At 37.3% G+C, this 19960-nt stretch carries 12 protein-coding genes and 8 tRNA genes; 7 read left to right on the top strand and 13 right to left on the bottom strand.

What is annotated here, in order from left to right:
- Nucleotides 1-8: 8 nt before the first annotated feature.
- Nucleotides 9-425, top strand: coding sequence for a hypothetical protein (locus K5X82_18390; protein QZT37170.1), 417 nt, complete (start codon nt 9-11; stop codon nt 423-425).
- A 134-nt stretch (nt 426-559) separates the two neighbouring features.
- Complete coding sequence (locus K5X82_18385; protein QZT37169.1) at nt 560-847, top strand: hypothetical protein; 288 nt, start codon at nt 560-562, stop codon at nt 845-847.
- A gap of 1060 nt (nt 848-1907) precedes the next feature.
- Here K5X82_18385 and K5X82_18380 read toward each other — a convergent pair.
- The 8 genes from K5X82_18380 to K5X82_18345 form a co-directional block, all read right to left on the bottom strand.
- Nucleotides 1908-1995, bottom strand: a tRNA-Ser gene (locus K5X82_18380).
- 28 nt (nt 1996-2023) lie between these two features.
- Nucleotides 2024-2098 (bottom strand) — tRNA-Pro (locus K5X82_18375).
- Nucleotides 2099-2168: 70 nt separating this feature from the next.
- Nucleotides 2169-2243 (bottom strand) — tRNA-Pro (locus K5X82_18370).
- A 71-nt stretch (nt 2244-2314) separates the two neighbouring features.
- Nucleotides 2315-2389: transfer RNA gene (locus K5X82_18365), tRNA-Pro, on the bottom strand.
- Between the two features lie 70 nt (nt 2390-2459).
- A tRNA-Pro gene (locus tag K5X82_18360) sits at nt 2460-2532 on the bottom strand.
- A 136-nt stretch (nt 2533-2668) separates the two neighbouring features.
- Nucleotides 2669-2743: transfer RNA gene (locus K5X82_18355), tRNA-Pro, on the bottom strand.
- Nucleotides 2744-3052: 309 nt separating this feature from the next.
- Nucleotides 3053-3127 (bottom strand) — tRNA-Pro (locus K5X82_18350).
- A 47-nt stretch (nt 3128-3174) separates the two neighbouring features.
- Nucleotides 3175-3262 (bottom strand) — tRNA-Ser (locus K5X82_18345).
- Nucleotides 3263-4372: 1110 nt separating this feature from the next.
- Between K5X82_18345 and K5X82_18340 the strand changes: the two genes are divergently transcribed.
- From K5X82_18340 to K5X82_18330, 3 genes are read left to right on the top strand one after another with little or no spacing between them, the layout of a single operon-like run.
- Complete coding sequence (locus tag K5X82_18340; GenBank protein QZT37168.1) at nt 4373-5317, top strand: SDR family oxidoreductase; 945 nt, start codon at nt 4373-4375, stop codon at nt 5315-5317.
- The gene (rfbD, locus tag K5X82_18335) at nt 5317-6204 is read left to right on the top strand and encodes a dTDP-4-dehydrorhamnose reductase (GenBank protein QZT37167.1); all 888 of its coding nucleotides are present in this window, start codon (nt 5317-5319) and stop codon (nt 6202-6204) included. The genes K5X82_18340 and rfbD overlap by 1 nt, the downstream gene beginning before the upstream one ends.
- A 7-nt stretch (nt 6205-6211) precedes the next feature.
- A complete protein-coding gene (locus tag K5X82_18330) occupies nt 6212-7957 on the top strand; it encodes a phospho-sugar mutase (GenBank protein ID QZT37166.1) in 1746 nt (581 codons plus the stop codon).
- Nucleotides 7958-8319: 362 nt separating this feature from the next.
- Here the strand turns inward: K5X82_18330 and K5X82_18325 are convergent, their stop codons facing one another.
- The 3 genes from K5X82_18325 to K5X82_18315 all read right to left on the bottom strand — a co-directional run bounded on the left by K5X82_18325 (nt 8320) and on the right by K5X82_18315 (nt 11529).
- Complete coding sequence (locus tag K5X82_18325; GenBank protein ID QZT37165.1) at nt 8320-9243, bottom strand: aldo/keto reductase; 924 nt, start codon at nt 9241-9243, stop codon at nt 8320-8322.
- A 30-nt stretch (nt 9244-9273) separates the two neighbouring features.
- Complete coding sequence (locus K5X82_18320; protein QZT37164.1) at nt 9274-10485, bottom strand: multidrug effflux MFS transporter; 1212 nt, start codon at nt 10483-10485, stop codon at nt 9274-9276.
- A gap of 120 nt (nt 10486-10605) precedes the next feature.
- Complete coding sequence (locus K5X82_18315; GenBank protein ID QZT37163.1) at nt 10606-11529, bottom strand: SDR family NAD(P)-dependent oxidoreductase; 924 nt, start codon at nt 11527-11529, stop codon at nt 10606-10608.
- A 1218-nt stretch (nt 11530-12747) separates the two neighbouring features.
- Here K5X82_18315 and K5X82_18310 point away from each other — a divergent pair.
- Complete coding sequence (locus tag K5X82_18310) at nt 12748-16227, top strand: SusC/RagA family TonB-linked outer membrane protein (GenBank protein QZT37162.1); 3480 nt, start codon at nt 12748-12750, stop codon at nt 16225-16227.
- A gap of 24 nt (nt 16228-16251) precedes the next feature.
- A complete protein-coding gene (locus tag K5X82_18305; protein ID QZT37161.1) occupies nt 16252-18168 on the top strand; it encodes a SusD/RagB family nutrient-binding outer membrane lipoprotein in 1917 nt (638 codons plus the stop codon).
- An 87-nt stretch (nt 18169-18255) separates the two neighbouring features.
- On the opposite strand, the gene K5X82_18300 is transcribed toward K5X82_18305, so the two are convergent.
- Nucleotides 18256-19326, bottom strand: a complete 1071-nt coding sequence (locus K5X82_18300; protein QZT37160.1) for an alanine racemase — start codon at nt 19324-19326, stop codon at nt 18256-18258.
- A gap of 98 nt (nt 19327-19424) precedes the next feature.
- A complete protein-coding gene (locus K5X82_18295) occupies nt 19425-19805 on the bottom strand; it encodes a GNAT family N-acetyltransferase (protein ID QZT39158.1) in 381 nt (126 codons plus the stop codon).
- Nucleotides 19806-19960 lie beyond the last annotated feature (155 nt).

Raw genomic sequence — 19960 nt, 5'->3', positions numbered from 1 at the left:
AAAAGATCATGGCAGAAAAGAAAAAAATCATCAACAATACAGAGCAAGAGTTAGAAGTAACTTTAGTAGTAAGAGAAGGCGAAAAACCTGAAAAAACAGCTGGAACAGTAAATGCAACTATTCCTTCTGATTTAAAGGGACATGGTGCAAATCAAAAATGGGTAGAGTATGGAAATGATACAAATATCTACTTGAATGGAATTGATGTAAAATTATCTATAGGAGAAGTAGATTTAACCACCAAAAAAAAGGTTTTGGGATGTGGAAAGCCATTGGATAATGAGTTGAATGCAAATGATACAATTGAAATTTCGTTTGATCACACAACCAATTCAATTGTGGTTTCTACATGCAATTCTGATGAAGAAATACATATTCTAAAAGAAGGGAAAATAGAGGACGAAGATAACGACTCTGAAAAATAATTCTACGAAACAGGATTATTATATACTGAAAGGATTAGCTTATTATCTGATTAAAATGTAGAGTCTAGAAACTACAAAAAAACAGGGCGTCATTCTGAAAAGCCTTACGAGTAAGAACAAAAGAGTAAAATAATATGGCATTAAGTGACAAGAAGTACAATGATGCACGCACTATTTTAATTACAGCAGGAAGTAAATCTGCTGCGAATTCGCATCTAAAACATACAAAAGGAAAAGGTTCTCCAGAAGGACACGGAGTTCAACTTATTGTAGAAGCTATTGAAGAGTTTAGACAAACTGATGCAAAGTCTCTAATGAAAACAAGAGGAATGTCAATGGAACATTTTGTAGCAGTAAGTAATGCTGCTACTGAAATGGGTATGAATATTGAAGATATTTTTGAGACAATGGGGGATAACTAACCTGCTTCAAAGTAATCCAAGCAACTCGATCAAACAGCCAAAGAAGGAGACCTCTCAAAATTATTTTTTTGCGTTTCATCCTAGGTGTAGTGCAAAATAGGAGATCTACATACAGAAGAGGCTACTGATCTAACACAGAGCTTGTTCATAAAATACAGACATAAAAAAAGGTCGCTAATTCATATTATATTTGGGTTACTAAAAACGTATGAACAACGACCTACAAATAAATCTTAATGATACAAGAAATAACTTTGAACAGAAGCATGAGTTAAAGATAACAGGCAATATATTAAAGACTATTAGTAATGAAGACACAAAACACACCAAACCACTGACTTTCAGCTCTTACCAGATTAGGAAGCTTAAAAAAATCAACGAGGAAAGTCAGCGCCTTCAGCGCAAAGTTGATACGATCTTATGAACAAGTAATACATCGAGGAGACTATTTAGATACTTTATTTACACTATACTGGGTTCTAAGTAGCCAAATAACATCTCTCAGTTTAATTATTAAAGGCCTTATTTGATCAAAAAAGACCATGGGACTCCATAATACAACATCTGAATAAAAGAGGTGTTATATAGCCTCAAATGATTGCTACATCATAAAAAAAAGGGAGATAATAATAGCAGGCGTCTTCTTTGCTACATATCAATTTTTTGAGTTGTTAAGTTCAATTTGAGACTTGTTATAAAATCATATCGTTTTGCTGATACAGACAATACGTTAGTGAACAGTTCATACTGAAGTTGGAAATCATATAAAAATAAGAGGAGTTTCAATAGATGTAGTCATAACATTACATATTTATTGGGACCAGCCCTTCAGCCCTTGGTTGGTGGTGGTATTTGTTTTCCCAAGGCTCACTCCTATACAGTGTGACTGCGCATTATAGGCATTTCACCGTTGGGCTAAGTTCGGTTTCCCCTTCAGGGAAGGTTGCAGCATAAAAATGATCCGTGTCATCCATATTCCATTCTTGCGCTTCAACAATGATCTGTTATGAATGATCCGAAAATAAAAAAAGCTATCCTACTAAGTAGAATAGCTTTTTTGCGGAGAGAGGGGGATTCGAACCCCCGGTACCCGAATAGAGTACGTCAGTTTAGCAAACTGGTGGTTTCAGCCACTCACCCATCCCTCCTAATATGTTTTAACTCTAGAGAATTATGTCGGGGTACCAGGATTCGAACCTGGGACCCCCTGCTCCCAAAGCAGGTGCGCTAACCGGACTGCGCTACACCCCGAAAATATATGACCAAAGACCCGGATGTCTTTAATCTTTCTCTTTAATATGTACTAGAACTCATTCTATTGTCGGGGTACCAGGATTCGAACCTGGGACCCCCTGCTCCCAAAGCAGGTGCGCTAACCGGACTGCGCTACACCCCGAAAATATATGACCAAAGACCTGGATGTCTTTAATCTTTCTCTTTTAATATGTACTAGAACTTATTCTATTGTCGGGGTACCAGGATTCGAACCTGGGACCCCCTGCTCCCAAAGCAGGTGCGCTAACCGGACTGCGCTACACCCCGAAAATATATGACCAAAGACCCGGATGTCTTTAATCTTTCTCTTTAATATGTACTAGAACTCATTCTATTGTCGGGGTACCAGGATTCGAACCTGGACCCCCTGCTCCCAAAGCAGGTGCCTAACCGGACTGCGCTACACCCCGAAAATGCTGTCTTTAATCTTTCTCTTTAAAGCAGGTGCGCTAACCGGACTGCGCTACACCCGCTACAAAATATATGACCAAAGACCCGGATGTCTTTAATCTTTCTCTTTAATATGTACTAGAACTCATTCTATTGTCGGGGTACCAGGATTCGAACCTGGGACCCCCTGCTCCCAAAGCAGGTGCGCTAACCGGACTGCGCTACACCCCGAAAATATATGACCAAAGACCCGGATGTCTTTAATCTTTCTCTTTAATATGTACTAGAACTTGTCATTCTATTCCCAAAGCAGGTGCGCTAACCGGACTGCGCTACACCCCGAAAATATATGACCAAAGACCTGAATGTCTTTAATCTTTCTCTTTTAATATGTACTAGAACTTATTCTATTGTCGGGGTACCCCCCTGCTCCCAAAGCAGGTGCGCTAACCGGACTGCGCTACACCCCGAAAATATATGACCAAAGACCCGGATGTCTTTAATCTTTCTCTTTAATATGTACTAGAACTCATTCTATTGTCGGGGTACCAGGATTCGAACCTGGGACCCCCTGCTCCCAAAGCAGGTGCGCTAACCGGACTGCGCTACACCCCGAAAATATACATTCAAGACAATGACTCTAAAAAGAGTCAAATAAAGTGCGGAGAGAGGGGGATTCGAACCCCCGGTACCCGAATAGAGTACGTCAGTTTAGCAAACTGGTGGTTTCAGCCACTCACCCATCCCTCCGTATTGCGGTTGCAAATGTAGGAAACTCCTGCTTTTACGCAAAATTATTACGATGAATTCTTCCCATTATTTGGCAACAAAAGCGCCAAAGAACTATAAATCAACAAAATTGATTTCGACTTTTTTTTAATTATTTTTCACCCCGATTCGATTTAATCGAGGCAAAAGTGTTTTTACGCCGATATTACGACCACAGAATCCTTTTTTACATCTCCCAAATAGAGATCGATGATCAGGTAAATACCCACATTTAGATATGGGATCATTTATCTAGATCAGGTACATTTTTCATTTCGCCTCGAACTGTTCCATGATATTTCCTTTGAGATGGAATTTACGCTCATCTTATTTTGTAGACATAGATAGTTACCCCCAACACTGTATTATGATATATATAGGGTATGGAATCTAAAGATTCATCTTTAAGCTTTTTTATTCCCCCTTTGCATACAAATTCATCCAAAACAGAATAAAGCATCTCATCCAAGCTGATTGAAGCAATATAGAGACAAAGATCATACGACTCAACAACTAACATCAAGTAGATCCTGAGATAAGCTATACCTGTTCTATTCAATATTGTTTAAACTTCGATAAAAATGGTCACTGAATCATATGACCTACTAGGGAATATCAAGTGGACATCACCGTCCTTTCCCCTGCATTTATTCGAGAAAACTCCGAGAACTGTTCGAGAATGGTCCATCGATTTCGGCAAAAGGATGGACCATTCTCGAATTATATTTGGATATTTGCCAAATGAATGCAGATCAAAGGCAGGGGAAAGGCAGGGGAAAGCAGCTTTCAGCCCATTACAACATTACTCCTCCATCTCTCATTTTATCCACGCTAGAAGTTATCATACAAGTTAAAATCAGCTGTAATCACTGTTTGTAATTGAGATCCGTTCTAAGTTGGGATCTCATATTAAAGAATAATTTGTATTTTTACACATGTCGAAAAGACAACACGAAGATTGTCTAAGGGAATTTAAGTTACAAATCATAAGGCATCATAGGTTTCCATTTCGTAGAATGAACTGCTTCCTCCTCACGATAACGAGCAAAGAGAGTAGGAAGAATTAAAACAGTGTAACAGCATTTTTTAAATATGGAACAACAGCGAAAGAAGATTCTTGTCACAGGCGGGGCAGGTTTTATAGGTTCACATCTTTGTGAAAGACTATTAAATGAGGGGAACGAAGTATACTGTTTGGATAATTTCTTTACCGGAAACAAAGACAATATCATCCATCTTCTTGATAATCCATATTTTGAATTGATTCGACATGATGTCACCATGCCTTTCTTTATTGAGGTGGACCAAATATACAATTTAGCATGTCCAGCCTCTCCTATTCATTATCAACAAAACCCGATAAAGACCATTAAGACATCCGTGATGGGGGCTATCAATATGTTGGGGTTGGCCAAAAGGAATCATGCTAGAATATTACAAGCCTCCACTTCAGAAGTGTACGGGGACCCTTTTATTCATCCACAAACGGAGGATTACTGGGGTAATGTTAATCCTATTGGACCACGCTCCTGTTACGATGAAGGCAAAAGGTGTGCGGAGTCTCTCTTTGTTAACTACCACCAACAGAACGGTGTTGATATAAAAATCATTCGTATTTTTAATACATATGGTCCAAAGATGCAGCCTAACGATGGGCGTGTGATCTCAAATTTCATCTGTCAAGCATTGCAAGGGGAAGACATTACTATTTATGGGGATGGTAAACAGACTCGTAGTTTCCAGTATGTCGACGACTTGATCGAAGCAATGGTTCGTATGATGAATAGTGACAACTCAGTTCAAGGCCCGATCAATATCGGGAATCCTGCAGAATTTTCGATGTTAGAACTAGCGGAGAAGGTTATCGCACAAACAGGCACTCAATCTAAGATTACATTTCTTCCGAAACCTGAAGATGATCCCACCCAGCGTCAGCCAGACATTGCTTTGGCAAAAAAACATCTTGGAAATTGGGAACCTACAATTGCACTAGACAAAGGATTGTCGAAAACAATCGCATATTTCAAAAGCAGATAATGACAAAGAAAAACATATTGATTACAGGGGGTGATGGCATGCTTGCGAGCCATCTGAAAGAGGTGTTTACCCTTGAAGGAGATGAAAATATATACTGTTTAAATAGATCTGCCTGTGATATCACTGATATCGACTCTATTGAACGCGCAGTAAAACAGTACCAAATTGACATCTTAATTAATACTGCAGCTTATACGGCTGTTGATTTAGCCGAGACAGAGACAGCTTGTGCAGATAAGGTCAACCATTTGGCATTGAATTATATTGCGAAAGTCGCTTCGAAATATGACGTAGAGGTAATTCATATCTCCACGGACTATGTTTTTAATGGTAAAAACGACACGCCATACAGAGAGGAAGACCCTACCAGTCCGGTCTCTATATATGGAAAAACGAAGTGTGATGGAGAGGTAGCGCTGTTAAAAAATCATACAAAAAGTATCATTATTCGTACATCATGGTTATACGATGAATCTCATGCTAATTTCTTCACCACGATGATTCGAATGGGAAGAGAACGAGATGAAATATCTGTAGTAAACGACCAATTTGGCACTCCGACTTATGCGAGAGATCTAGCACAGGCAATCCACTCTATATCAACAAAAACTAACATTACGGAGGGTCAGAGATATGGGGTTTTTCACTTCAGTAATGAAGGAGAAACAACATGGTATGATTTTGCTCATGAAATTTTTCAAAACATTGGTCTAACTTGCACGATACACCCTGTTTCTACAGAGCAGTTTGTGCGTCCTGCACAACGACCAAATTTTGCAGTATTAGATAAGACAAAAATTAAATTTACTTTTGGGATCACAATTCCAGAATGGAGACGTAGTCTCTTAAATTGTATAGAGCGATTTAATCTAAATATAAGGAACTAACACAAAAATGAGTAATATGGACATTTTATCTATGGTTGAAGCGAAAGCAAACCAATGGCTTGAAGGACCTTACGACCAAGAAACAAAAGATGCTATCATGAAAATGATGGACAATGAGGACAATACAGAATTGATCGAATCTTTCTATAAAGATCTAGAATTCGGTACAGGAGGTCTTCGTGGCATTATGGGGCCTGGTTCAAACAGAATGAACCGTTACACTGTAGGTGCTGCGACCCAAGGATTATCAAATTATCTAAAGAAGACTTATCCAGGCGAAAAAGATATCAAAGTAGCTATCGGATACGACTGTCGTAATAATAGTGAGTATTTCTCCAATACAGCAGCTGGTATTTTCTCAGCCAATGGTATTGAAGTATATATCTTCGAATCTCTACGTCCTACACCTGAGATGTCTTATGCAATTCGTGAGCTAGGTTGTAAGAGTGGTATTATCATTACTGCATCACACAACCCTAAAGAGTATAACGGGTATAAAGCATACTGGAATGATGGTTCACAGATTGTAGCTCCACATGACAAAAACATCATTGATGAAGTAGGTCAAGTAAAAGTGGAAGATATTAAATTTGAGCCAAATAAAGACCTTATCCATGTGATGGGACAAGAGATGGATGAGAAGTTCTTAGAAGCGTCACACCAAATCTCGATGTCACCTCAATCTATTGAGCGTCATAAAGACATGAAAATTGTCTACACTCCTATCCATGGAACAGGATATAAGATGGTTCCAGCTGCATTGAGAAAATTTGGTTTTACCAATATTATCAATGTTCCAGAACAAGATGTAGTAAGTGGTGATTTCCCTACAGTAGTTTCTCCGAATCCTGAAGAGGCTGCCGCGATGAAAATGGCCATTGCAAAAGCAGAAGAGACAGGTGCAGAATTAGTTATGGCGACAGACCCAGATTCAGATCGTATTGGAGTTTGTGTTCGTGACGATTCAGGTAAATTCATTATTGTTAATGGTAACCAAACTTGCATTCTTTTCACTTATTACCTTATCGCTAGAAATAGAGAGTTAGGTAAGATCACAGGAAAAGAGTATGTGGTTAAAACAATCGTTACCAGTGAGCTTATCGCAAAGATTGCTGAAGCCAACAACGTAGAGTATTTCGATAGTTATACTGGGTTTAAATTTATTGCTGATGTTATCCGTGATAACGAAGCAACAAAACGCTATATCGGTGGTGGAGAAGAGAGTTTCGGATTCCTTCCTTCAGACTTTGTTCGTGATAAGGATGCAGTAACAGCATGTGCTTTGATGGCAGAGATTGCTGCTTGGGCAAAAGATAAAGGTAAGTCACTATTCGAACTACTACAAGATATTTATCTAGAGTACGGCTTCTCGAAAGAGTTCATGAAGTATATCGTTCGTCAAGGTAAAACTGGAGCAGAAGAGATTCAAGCGATGATGAAGAACTTCAGAGAGACACCTCCAGCAACACTTGGTGGATCAAAATTAGTTCGTGTTAAAGATTACTCTACGCTAGAAGACAAAGATCTTGTTACTGGTGAGGTGAAAAAGATGAACTACAAGAGTACCTCTAACGTACTACAATTCTTTACTGAGAATGGAACAAAGGTATCTGTACGTCCATCAGGAACAGAGCCTAAAATTAAGTTCTACTTCGAGTGTACAGATAAGATTAATTCTCGTGACGAGTATCATTCAGCAGATGCGAAAGCCATGAAGAAGATTGAAGAGGTGATGAAAGATCTTGGAATTTAATCCAGATCATCCACTATAGATACAATAATAGACACAAAGGCTACCTTATTAAGGTAGCCTTTGTTATTGATCTATTTTACGCTAACTATATATTTAAATTGACGATCTCTTCATATTCTATAATGCTTATAGATCATTAATAAGCCTCCACCTAGCGAGAAGCTATACTTCCATATTTTATCATATAGAAACAGAATATTCTTACCATAGGTTATATATTATTGCATTATTAGATCGGTGTCAGATAAGATAGAGGCGTGAGAAGATGTGATTGTCTCTTAAAAAGAAATCGATCACTATCTTGAGATAGTAACCGATTTCGACATCATTTGATATTACTTATGATTATATAGGGCGCTTTACTACCTTTCAAGAATACCATTTCGTATGACAAGTTTTGGCATACTAGGACCAACCAATTGACTTTTGGCTATTGCATCCTCTAGACGAAGGATATCGTCTTTCTTCAAATCAACTGCGACAGATTTCACTGAGTCGTCGAGTTGTGATATATTACGTGCCCCAACAAGTGGTATAATATCCTCGCCCTTAGACAATATCCAAGCGTGTGCAAGTTGAGATAGCGTTATCTCTTTTTCATTAATGATCTCTTTCATTGTATGCATCAGCGGGTCATTCTCTTGTTTCGAAAGTTTCCCTAATCCCATCAAACCAAAAGCGACAACACCAATTCCCAACTCTCTTGCTGTAGGTAGCACCTCTGCCTCCACAGTGTTGTCAATAATTGAATACACAGACTCAACTAGGCTTATTGGATGAACCTCATGCGCTTTACGTAAAGTGGCAGCATCCACTTCTGATAGACCAATATGTTTCACATAACCAGCATCTACAAGATCGGAAATAGCCCCAATAGTTTCTTCCAAAGGAATTCCTACGTCAATACGTGCAGGTTGATATAGATCGACATAATCGACATTCAGTCGTCGAAGTGAATCCGTAAGATATTTTTTCACATTCTTTGGGCCTACATCAATAGGTCCACCAGTCATCATGTTTGAGAAGGTACCATATTTTAACGAAATAAATGCTTTATCACGATCCACTCCCTTTAGTGATTCCGCAATAAGCTTTTCATTTTCACCATCGGCATAAAAATCACCTGTATTCAACAAGTTTATTCCCAGATCTAAAGCTCGATGGATTGTTTTTATGGACTCATTCTTATCTACAGAAGCACCAGTCATGGTCATTGACAATCTCATACAGCCAAGCCCTAGACGGGAAAGTTCAATTCCATTTTTATTATAACTTTTTGGTATCATATTCTTATCTCCTATTGCTTAATGATTTCTTTATGAATTTGTAACAATTACATTCTTTGATCGGTTCATGACCAACACGACAAATAGCGTAACAGAACCGCAGATGGTAAAGCCGATAAAAATAGGTAGTGCTGTCATGTTGATATACTGTCCTATAATTGTAGTTAATAGAATAGTAATAATAGTAGAAATGAATCCGACTATCGCAGCTCCAATTCCTGCAATATGCCCAATTGGTTGCATTGCTAAAGCATTAATATTTCCAACAATAAAACCCGTTGAAAAGAGAATAAGACTTAGAAAAGCAACCAATACCATAATTGGTGGGTTTCCTACACCACTATAACAGATGACATAAACCAATGAGGTCATAGAAAGCAAGACTAAAGAGAGCATCACAAGCCTTAACATTCCTAATCGAAGAACTAATATCCCATTCAAATAGGTTGCGACACCGATTACGATAGCCAATCCAGAGAATATATATGTGTACTCCTCTACCAGGTTGTATTGCTCTTGAAATATCTGTTGACTCGAACTGATGTAAGATAGAAATGGGGCCGTCACTATTCCTATCACAATAGTATATATCACTGCCTCTCTGTGTTTAAAGAACTCTCTCACACCATCGGTAAAGAGAGAGAGTGTCACTTTCTTCTTATTTTCATCGGTCAATGTCTCTTCTTGTCGTCGCCATAACCAAACCATTACACAGAAACCAAATATGATCTGACTATAGAAAATTGACTGCCATCCAAATGCATCTAACATTAACTTACCAAAAAATGGAGCTACGATAGGAACAAGAATGAAAATAACAGAAACAAATGACATTATTCTCGCCATGTAATTACCTTCATATTTATCTCTGACAATTGACATCGTGACACTTCTGGGAGCAGATAGACCAACCCCCTGAAGTAGACGTCCTGCAACCATCATTTCTAGGTTTACGGCACACACACAAACGACACTTGCGATGGCAAAAATAATGTATCCAATATATACCACCGGTTTACGTCCTAAGCTATCTGATAATGCTCCTGATATCAACTGTCCAACTCCCATACCAAGGAAGATTGTGGTGATTAATAATTGGTTATCCTTGGGGTCTGTAATCCCAATAGAGAGACCTATATTATTTAACGCAGGTAATATCGCATCTAATGACAAGGATGCGATGGCCATCAAAGAGGCCATTAAACTAATAAATTCAAAATCTGATATCTTCTTAACACTCATATAGATGTACTCTTTATTTTAATCTTCCCTTAAATTGAATTGCTGTATGTATATTCTTTCAATAATGGATTACCATCATCTCCCATTAACACAAACCTTTCTGGGACAATTGGTATTATTCTATGCATAAATCGTCTTGTAAATCTGATCTAACATATTCCAAAAATCTCTTGATTTTTTACGATCTAAGGCAATATCATCTTTTGACAGGACTGCCTGCCCTACTGTGTTGTGATAGTAAGCACCGCTCTCAATTTCAGGTTGTGTTGCACATATCAATGACATTTGAGCTCCCTCTTTCGGAGTAAGTGTAATCGATTTTAGGATACTTCTTGCAATAGGTCCTGCACCTCCACCTAATCCAGTCAATACTGCGCCTGGGTGAACAATATTTACTTGATAATTTGGAAACAATCGACTACACTCATATGCCCACCACATCACACCTAGCTTACTTCGTGCATAAGCTGCATTACCACTATTTCCTTTATATGTATAATCAGGAGTACATGCTTCGGCTTGTATATATAAATCTCCAGTCACAGCAATAATCTGTACTTTAGGTGATAACAATGATGCAGTATCACACTGTACAAACAGAGCATGATGACCTAAAACATTCACTGCGAATGTCAATTCATAACCTTGTGGCGATAACCGATGAGGCTCATTTAGAGCTATACCTGCATTGTTTATTAACTTATCTATTTTACGGCCATTCAATATTAGTTTCAGATCTTCGATAGTCTTTTCTACAGAAGAGATGTCCGCTAAATCTAAACTTACAAAATGAGCTCTCCCCTTTGACTCTTGTACAAATGACGCTACAGTTTTTCCACTTCTAGCTAATATGATTACTTCAGCACCTCTTGCGATTAGACCTTTTGTTGTCTCAAGCCCGATACCACGATTTCCACCCGTGATTGCAATAATCATTCCATTCATCGTTGGTTCCATTGGACATACAGGTGTCTTAGACTTCTGTCTCCAAATACAATTGAATAGTCTTCGTGCTTTATTTGTTGTAATTTCTCTACTTTTCATAGATAGATATATTAAATTAACTGCTTCCTTTATCGAATAAATATTCGGTACTAATACAAAAAAAAATGACCACTAATTACCATGCTGTTATTACACCAACAACATCTTTAAATAAACTATCTCCTCACGTTCAATATTGCGAATACTTCGTTAAGAAACATCACTGTTGAGAGAAGTTACACTTCAATTTATTGTCTTATATAAACAAAATATCCTTACAAGAATTCATAACTCATTTCAAAATGCAATGGACATTAAAACCATTTCGGAATTCTAAATCACCGAATCAGATCTAAATACGATTACTGTAAAGATGAAACCGATAGTCATTTTTAAGGATTTAATAGTCAGGTACGAAAGAACTGCATTCTCATACTTTTAACAACATTGTAAAATTGCAGTTTCATTAATACGCAATATAATCTTGTCTTACCATTATCGAATACTTATTCGACAATGTTAGATATTATTTCTGACTCATGCAATTTTGATCACAACAATTTTCATCATGACCATCTACACAGGTCACAATATTTATAAAAATGCCTAGGATTAGATCAATAATATATGGGATCAAGGATCATCAAATTGCTACAATCATCTAAACTAAATATTATTACTTTTCGCTTATCTATTGGGAACGAATTAAACCTAAATTCTATGATGATCTATTTTTTCAACAATAACTTTATACATTATTTGACAATAAATATTCTTTAAAACCTAAAAAATCGGTCACCATCATTAACTTAAGATCAGTTGTATTTATTCGGAAATGTACCAATTCATAAAACCACTTTTTAGTACTTTCAACATGATGTACAAAAACAACACTATTTCTCTTAACATCTGCCACCATTCACCCGTTTTCTTACGATTAAATACATTTACTTCACAAATATTTAATAATCGTAATAAATAATAGCTGTTACACAACATCTTAATATGATTCTCCATGTATTTTTATAAGGGTGTATTACAATCAATTAGATATGTATGTATATAAATATGTAATAGAATTTAATACATTTTTAATATTAACAACAACACTACATTAAAATATAAAGATCTATTAATCTGAAGATTACACTTACACATGTTGAACAAATAGATATTTGCAGCTCTCATAATTTCTTTGATAAATTTAGCATTGAAAAGTTAAAAACGGATAATTAAACCGTTGTATAACGATCCAACTAATAACTAAAAACTAAAAACATGCGAGAGTTGAATATCTTCAGATCGCAAAGAACAATTAAAGTCATAGGAACAATAATGCTTACTGCATCATTACTATCGCCACAAATTGTTTTTGCAGACAATGCCAAAGAATCAAATACTATCGTTCAACAACAAAATGTCAATACTATTAGAGGTACAGTTACCGATAACGTAACAGGTGAACGAATTATTGGTGCTACAGTACATATTGTAGGAACAGAAATCGGAACCATAACAGATTTCGATGGAGTCTTCTCCCTTAAGTTAAGAAGTGATATCAAAGAACTTCGATTTTCTTATTTGGGGTATGAAGATGTAGTCGTAGCTTACACGGGACAAAGTGTTATTGACGTCAAGTTAAAAAGTGACACTAAGAATATTGACGAAGTTGTCGTTACCGCCCTGGGTATTAAAAGAGAGGCGAAAAAACTTGGTTACGCCATGACGGAAGTAAAGGGAGAAGAAGTAGCTCAATCTAACACAGTTAGTCCAGTTGCAGCCCTTCAAGGTAAATCCGCAGGTGTAAGTGTTAGCGGTAGTGATGGTGGAGCATTTGGTGCCACCAAAATCCAGATCCGTGGAGTTTCCACTTTAGGATCGAACAACCAACCGATCTTTGTTGTTGACGGAGTTATCTTAGACAATAACACTTCTGGAGGATCCGAGTGGGCCACAGATAGTAATGACTTTGGTAATGAATTAAAAAACCTCAACTCAGATGACTTCGAATCGGTATCTATTCTAAAAGGTTCTGCAGCCACAGCTCTTTATGGTTCACGAGGAATTAATGGAGCGGTGATTATTACCACAAAATCAGGTGGTAATAGTAGAGGCTTAGGGGTTACCATCTCACAAACTACGGGTATTGATTATGTTTATGATGCACCAACCCTACAAAATGAGTATGGCAACGGAACAATCTCAGGGTATGTAGGATACGGTGATAAAAAAGCAGATGGCTCGTACTATAAATTTGACAACCAACATCAATTCCAAACAAACACTTTAGATGGTAAAACATATCCCTCTTTACCTAATCTATCAGGACTTGGATTTGGACCCAAATATGATGGACAAGATGTTATAGGGTATGATGGAAAGCTTACAAAGTATAAAGCTTATGAAAACAATATTGAAGATGCTTATGAAGTTGGTATGAATTCAAATACCAATGTTACCATTCAAGGTGGTAACGACAAAACACATTTCTACTTATCCAACTCATATAACTACAGAAAAGGAACCTATAAGAATAATAATTTCGACCGTTACTCTTTCTTATTGAAAGGAGATCATCAAATATCAGATAAATTTAAAGCAGAGGCATCAGTAAGCTTCTCCCAGTCCAATGCAGCCAATCCAGCAGGAAACTTATCAGGATATTTCGCAGATGGTACATTTGGACGATCATATGACACCAATTACTATAAAGACAAATATACCTCAACCCACGGTGGAGCCGCTGGATCAGGCCCTTCGGACAAATATGGGCAAGTTCCAGGTACAGGAATATGGTTTGGAATCAACAACAACGATGTAAAGCAGAGAGAATATGTTGTTCGTCCTATGGCACAAATTACCTATAATGCAGCATCATGGATTGATTTCACAGTTCATGCTAATATGAATTTGTATGTTACCAACAAAGAGGAAAAATATCTTGGTTCAGGATATAAGAATGACGGGGGATCATATGTCTTAGGAAGTAGTTATAGACGACAACAAACCATTAAAGCATTGATGAATGTTCGCAAAGACATTAGTGAATCTATTGGTTTCAATATGATGGTTGGAGCAGAACTTTACGAACGGTTAGCATACAACACACAAGTAAAAACAGATGGTGGATTAATTATTCCAGGCCAATTCTATATCAAAAACAGCAAGAAAAATGTTATTGGATCAGGTGGATTAAGTCAAACTGAAAAGATGAATTCAATCTATGCCTTGGCATCTTTTAGTTATAAAGACGATCTATTTTTAGATATTACAGGACGTAATGACTGGTCTTCGACTCTAGTATACACTAATGAAACAGGGAATTACTCCTATTTTTATCCATCAGTAAGTGCATCATGGATTGCATCTAATACTTTTGAGCTTCCCGCAATGATTAGCTTCTTAAAGTTACGAGGATCTTGGGCACAAGTAGGTAGTGGTACAGGTGTGTATAGAATCAATCAAGGATATAAAATAGAGTCACTAGAAACTGCTGGTTCTTTTAATTATAGAATGTTTCAAGAGCCAACGATGATCTCTCCAGATCTGAAACCAGAACGTAAAACCTCTTATGAATTCGGTTTAGACCTACGAATGTTTAATAGTCGTGTTAATATCGATGCTGCGGTGTACCAAGAAACGACAAACGACCAGATCATAAGGATACCAGCTCCTGAAGCTTCGGGGGTTAGTGGGCAAATTGTAAACGCTGGAGAGATAAAGAATTCAGGAATTGAGTTGGCAGTAAACACGACTCCTATCAAAACAAGAAATTTTCAGTGGGATTTGAATTTCAACTATGCTAAAAATAAAAATGAAATCGTATACCTTCATCCTACAGTAGGGGAATATAAGGTATTGGCAGGTAGCCCAGGCTATGGTAACTTCAGAGTAGGTTCTGCTGCTTATATTGGTGGTGAGTATGGTGTTCTACTTTCGGACTCTAATCCTGCAAAGTTTCAAGCGACAGATGCGGATGGGAAAAATATTGCAGACGCAAGAAATGGGAAAAATGTCCTAGTATGGGATGACAATGCTCGTGGTGCCTATGCAAAAAGAAGTGGTAAAATCGAAAAGGTCGGCTCTATCATGCCTGATTTTGAAGGAAGTATTAGCACCTCATTAAGTTATAAATCATTCTCTATTAGTGCGCTATTTGATATGCGTTTTGGAGGGGAGATCATTTCATATAACAACCGCTATGGAACCGCATATGGCCATACTGAAGAGTCACTAAAGTATAGAGACAAAGCACATGGAGGTATGGCTTGGGACACAAAATATGCAGATGATGCAGGAATGAGTTATTCTGACGGTTTGATTCCGGATGGAGTATTCGCTACAGGAACGACAGTAACGACCCCATCAGGAGCAAAACAAGATGTATCAGGCATGACCTATCAGAATGCCTATGAAAAAGGATATGTGGAACCAACACATGCCTCTTATCACCACTACAGAAGTAATTCTTGGGGACAAGGAACCGTACATGATGGTTGGGTATCAGAAGTAAACTATATCTCTCTACGTCAATTAACTATCAACTATGCATTACCAAAACAGATGTTATCGAAAGTAGGTATTAAGAATATAAACCTTTCATTGGTTGGGAGAAACTTAGGTTACATATACAACTCATTACCGAACAATCTGAATCCTGAAGGTTTAAGAGGAAACCGAAGTGATTACTCATACTTCGAAAGAAACTTCACACCATATACTGCAACATATTCATTGGCAGTGAAATTTAACCTGTAAGTCTCTTATCTAAAAATGAAAGATATGAAAAACAATATAATCAGTTCATTACTTGCCATTCTGGTATTAATGAACATCAGCTGTAGCAGAGAAGAGTTTGCAAAAACCAATACAGATCCATCAAATGTATCAAAGCCAGAGATGAGTTTCCTCTTTACAGAGGCACTTTATCGAATGGGGGGACCTGATTCATATACAGAGTGGTTTTATAATAATAGTCAATATTTCTTCCCATGGTGTCAAAGCACCGTTTCTGGAGGAGGTAATGATTTTAATATGAATCGAATGAGCTCTGCAGGAAGTGTTAACTTCTATCGTTATATTTTAGGACCATTGGAAGATATGAGATACAATATCGACACTCAACTAGGTCAAACAGAAGCCAATGGCTATCAATACCTCCGAGCGATCACTTATCCTATTCAAATCTTTGAGGTATTAAAGCAAACTGATACAAAAGGAGCATACTCATACAAAGAAGCAGGAAAAGCAAGATATACTAATCCTCCGCTTCTAACACCTAAATATGATTTACAGGAAGAACTACTAGATCAGATGTTGTCAGAGTTGAATCAGTCCTTAGAGGTGTTAACAAACGATGTCAGAGTTAATAATGAAGTGGTAGACCAAACGAGTATAGGATCTCAAGACTTTGTATATGGAAGCGATTGGAGTAAATGGGCAAAATTCACAAATTCTTTACGTCTAAAAATTGCCGTTCGTTTACTTCATCAAAATAGAGCCAAAGCCATCCAAATTGCAGAGTCTGTAGTAAATCATCCTGCAGGTTTTATGACGACCCTCTCAGATGACTTCAATTACTACCCATCCTCAAAGATGTACCATATGAATAACAATGTTGATTTTGGTAATGGTGGTAAAAACCTAGTCGATTTCTTAGTTGCCAACAAAGATCCAAGAGTTCGTTTCTATTTTCATAAGAATGACTTTAACTCTAAAGTAATACAAGCATTCTTTGATCAAGAAAAAGATCTTCCTCCATACATTTTAGCTAATGTAGATTACGATGAAGATGCCGAAGGGAATAGGACTTTTAGAGGTTGGAAAGGTGCAGGAGAACCTTGGGTAAGATATTATGGTGCTCCAGTAGATCCTGAAGCATCAAATACACCTGCAACAAATGACATCTATTTCAACACTGTGAACTTTGAATTAAAGGCTGCTAATGGTGCCGCAGTTGGATACAATCCACTAGCTCGATATTCATATAAGATTGTAAAGCCAAACAGAGATTACAGATATCCGGATGCTCCTGGAGCACCTGTAAAAGATATGAAAGATGATAAGCCATATGCGTGGACTATCATGTCATCCGCTGAGGTTAACCTTTATTTGGCAGAGTTTAAACTGTTAGGAGCCAATATTTCGGGTACAGCACAAGAATATTTAAGAAAAGCTGTAACCACCTCCATCAAACAAGCAGACTTTATCGCTGGAAATAATGGTATGCCATACTACAGTGAGACTCATGATACCTATGTAAATAGAGCTGGAATAGAGGTTTCAGAAAGTAAAGTGGCCTTAAAAGATGGTGAAATTACGACACTTTTGGCACAACCTGACTATATGCTCACTGGAGATGTGGCTACGGATCTTGAGAAGGTGTATATACAGATGTATATACACTTCTTGTCTGCTCCCAATGAACTGTATGTTACTTGTCGCAGAACGGGAATTCCGAAGATTGGTAGTACAATTCTTACTAGTGAGCCAATGACTGTACCTGCAGGTAAACTACCATTTCCAAGACGCTTTACAGTAAACACACCAACAAAAGACAACCTTAACTATGCCAATCAGCTTAAAGCAATACAAGATCAAAACTTTACGGCAGGAGAAAATGAACCAACCGTATTGAATAGCGAAAGATTATGGTATGATATAGGAGCTCCAGCATTTAATGCAGGGCCGAACTATTAATCAACCTTAATTACTTCTTCTAAATAAAAAATGAGCAGGCTCGATTTGATGCCTGCTCATTTTTTTAAGCACTCTAAATATTCTTACTTAGATGAGTCGTTTTTCAATATAATCCGAATTAAACACTCCAAGTGCTCCCATATATTTCATCCTAAAGGCCACCATATCTCCTACATTGTATTGATCTTCTCTATCACTTAAATCCAAGATAATCATATCTGAACTTGCTCCAATTACTGAAACCTTAGGGTCTTCGGGAATTAAATATTCTGGCGAAATATCTAATAATCCTATATCTATAATAGCCCTATAAGCAGTCTCGCCATAGTCCGCCTCATCAATATCCACAGTATGCCCTGAAGGACTCTCTGCCAATAATCCAATGGGAATTTTAGGTTTATCCGCCATCTCTATAATTTGGGCATAAAGTTTAATAACTCCTTGCTGCATTCCCTCATAAGGGGATTCATCCAATAGATGGTTACCAAAATACAACGTCTCTCCTACCCTAAAATGATTCACACCTTTGGGCACCTGTCCTCTTTCAATCAGAGGAATAGTAATAGACGTACCTCCAGAGACCCATGGTATCTGTCGATGAAAATTGGCTTCAATTAATTGTTCATATAATGACAATTGAATTAATTTATCTTGTGAAGGTAATACGCCACTTAAACAGTTCAGATTGGCTCCAATTCCAGTTACTTCAATTCCTTTCAGCTCGAATACCTCACCATAGAAAGCAATTAAATCTTCGCCCATGATTCCTTCTCGTAGGTCTCCAAGTTCAATCATGATAATTACCTTATGTATCTTATCTTGTTTCAATGCTTCCTCTGAAAGCAAACGGATCGTTTCAAGTTCACTATTAAAGCTAGTATCGGCATATCGAACCACCTCTTCTATCACATCATGCGCTGGTGGTTTGATATATATAGTTTTCATCTCAGGATCAATATCCTTAATAATCTCAAGATTACTTATTCGTGAATCACATATTTGATTTGGTCCTAACGAAATCAAATACTCTAGATATCCTCTATTACCACAAAATAGCTTAGAAACGACAGCCCACTCTTTATCATTATTAGAGAACAGGTTATTTAGAAATAGGAAGTTGTGCTTTAATTTTTTTGTATCTAAGACAATATAGGCCATAGTTTTTTATTTTGATAAAATATTTAAGAGATAAGATTAAATACGGTATTACATTAATACTATTAAACAGAAGTTTCAGTAGTGCTGATATAATGCATTCACTGGCAGCGTTTCAATCTCATCTCAAGATAAGGATTGGTAAACCCAATGGATTCGTATAATTTTATTGCAGGGTTATCTCTTTCCACATGCAATGCAACATCTCCATCGACATGATTTAATGCCTTCTCCATTAATTTACGTCCTAACCCCAACCCTCTGAAATCCTTGTGAATAGCTATATAAACCAAGATATTCTCAGGGATATAACCATGCATACCAGTCTTATTAATTACCGTAGCCCCCACAACTTGATCTTGCTGTTTTTGAACAACCAATACCCCACCGTTACCATTAAAGATGTAATCAATTGCTTTTTCAATGTCATCTATCTTATCTCCATACTGTTCTAAGTGTACTTCTAAAAAGGAGGCAATCATCTTTGTATCGCAAGAATTATCATGATCTATCACGTCATAAGTGATAGTAGTATTATTTTCCATAGGACATTTATTAATTAAAAAACTCAAATTTAATGAGAACATACTACAAAATAGACAGGTTTAAAGGAGTATACACAAGATACAATCACAAG

Source organism: Prolixibacteraceae bacterium, from assembly GCA_019856515.1.
Taxonomy (GTDB): Bacteria; Bacteroidota; Bacteroidia; order Bacteroidales; family Prolixibacteraceae; genus Halosquirtibacter; species Halosquirtibacter xylanolyticus.
The sequence above is the reverse complement of the archived record's forward strand: the minus strand, read 5'-3'. Positions and strand labels throughout refer to the sequence as shown.

What these genes read in the sequence shown, in the direction of transcription:
- K5X82_18390 (QZT37170.1), top strand. Translation starts at nt 9, where the DNA reads ATGGCAGAAAAGAAAAAAATCATCAACAATACAGAGCAAGAGTTAGAA.
- K5X82_18385 (QZT37169.1), top strand. Translation starts at nt 560, where the DNA reads ATGGCATTAAGTGACAAGAAGTACAATGATGCACGCACTATTTTAATT.
- K5X82_18340 (QZT37168.1), top strand. Translation starts at nt 4,373, where the DNA reads ATGGAACAACAGCGAAAGAAGATTCTTGTCACAGGCGGGGCAGGTTTT.
- rfbD (QZT37167.1), top strand. Translation starts at nt 5,317, where the DNA reads ATGACAAAGAAAAACATATTGATTACAGGGGGTGATGGCATGCTTGCG.
- K5X82_18330 (QZT37166.1), top strand. Translation starts at nt 6,212, where the DNA reads ATGAGTAATATGGACATTTTATCTATGGTTGAAGCGAAAGCAAACCAA.
- K5X82_18325 (QZT37165.1), bottom strand. Translation starts at nt 9,243, where the DNA reads ATGATACCAAAAAGTTATAATAAAAATGGAATTGAACTTTCCCGTCTA.
- K5X82_18320 (QZT37164.1), bottom strand. Translation starts at nt 10,485, where the DNA reads ATGAGTGTTAAGAAGATATCAGATTTTGAATTTATTAGTTTAATGGCC.
- K5X82_18315 (QZT37163.1), bottom strand. Translation starts at nt 11,529, where the DNA reads ATGAAAAGTAGAGAAATTACAACAAATAAAGCACGAAGACTATTCAAT.
- K5X82_18310 (QZT37162.1), top strand. Translation starts at nt 12,748, where the DNA reads ATGCGAGAGTTGAATATCTTCAGATCGCAAAGAACAATTAAAGTCATA.
- K5X82_18305 (QZT37161.1), top strand. Translation starts at nt 16,252, where the DNA reads ATGAAAAACAATATAATCAGTTCATTACTTGCCATTCTGGTATTAATG.
- K5X82_18300 (QZT37160.1), bottom strand. Translation starts at nt 19,326, where the DNA reads ATGGCCTATATTGTCTTAGATACAAAAAAATTAAAGCACAACTTCCTA.
- K5X82_18295 (QZT39158.1), bottom strand. Translation starts at nt 19,805, where the DNA reads ATGATTGCCTCCTTTTTAGAAGTACACTTAGAACAGTATGGAGATAAG.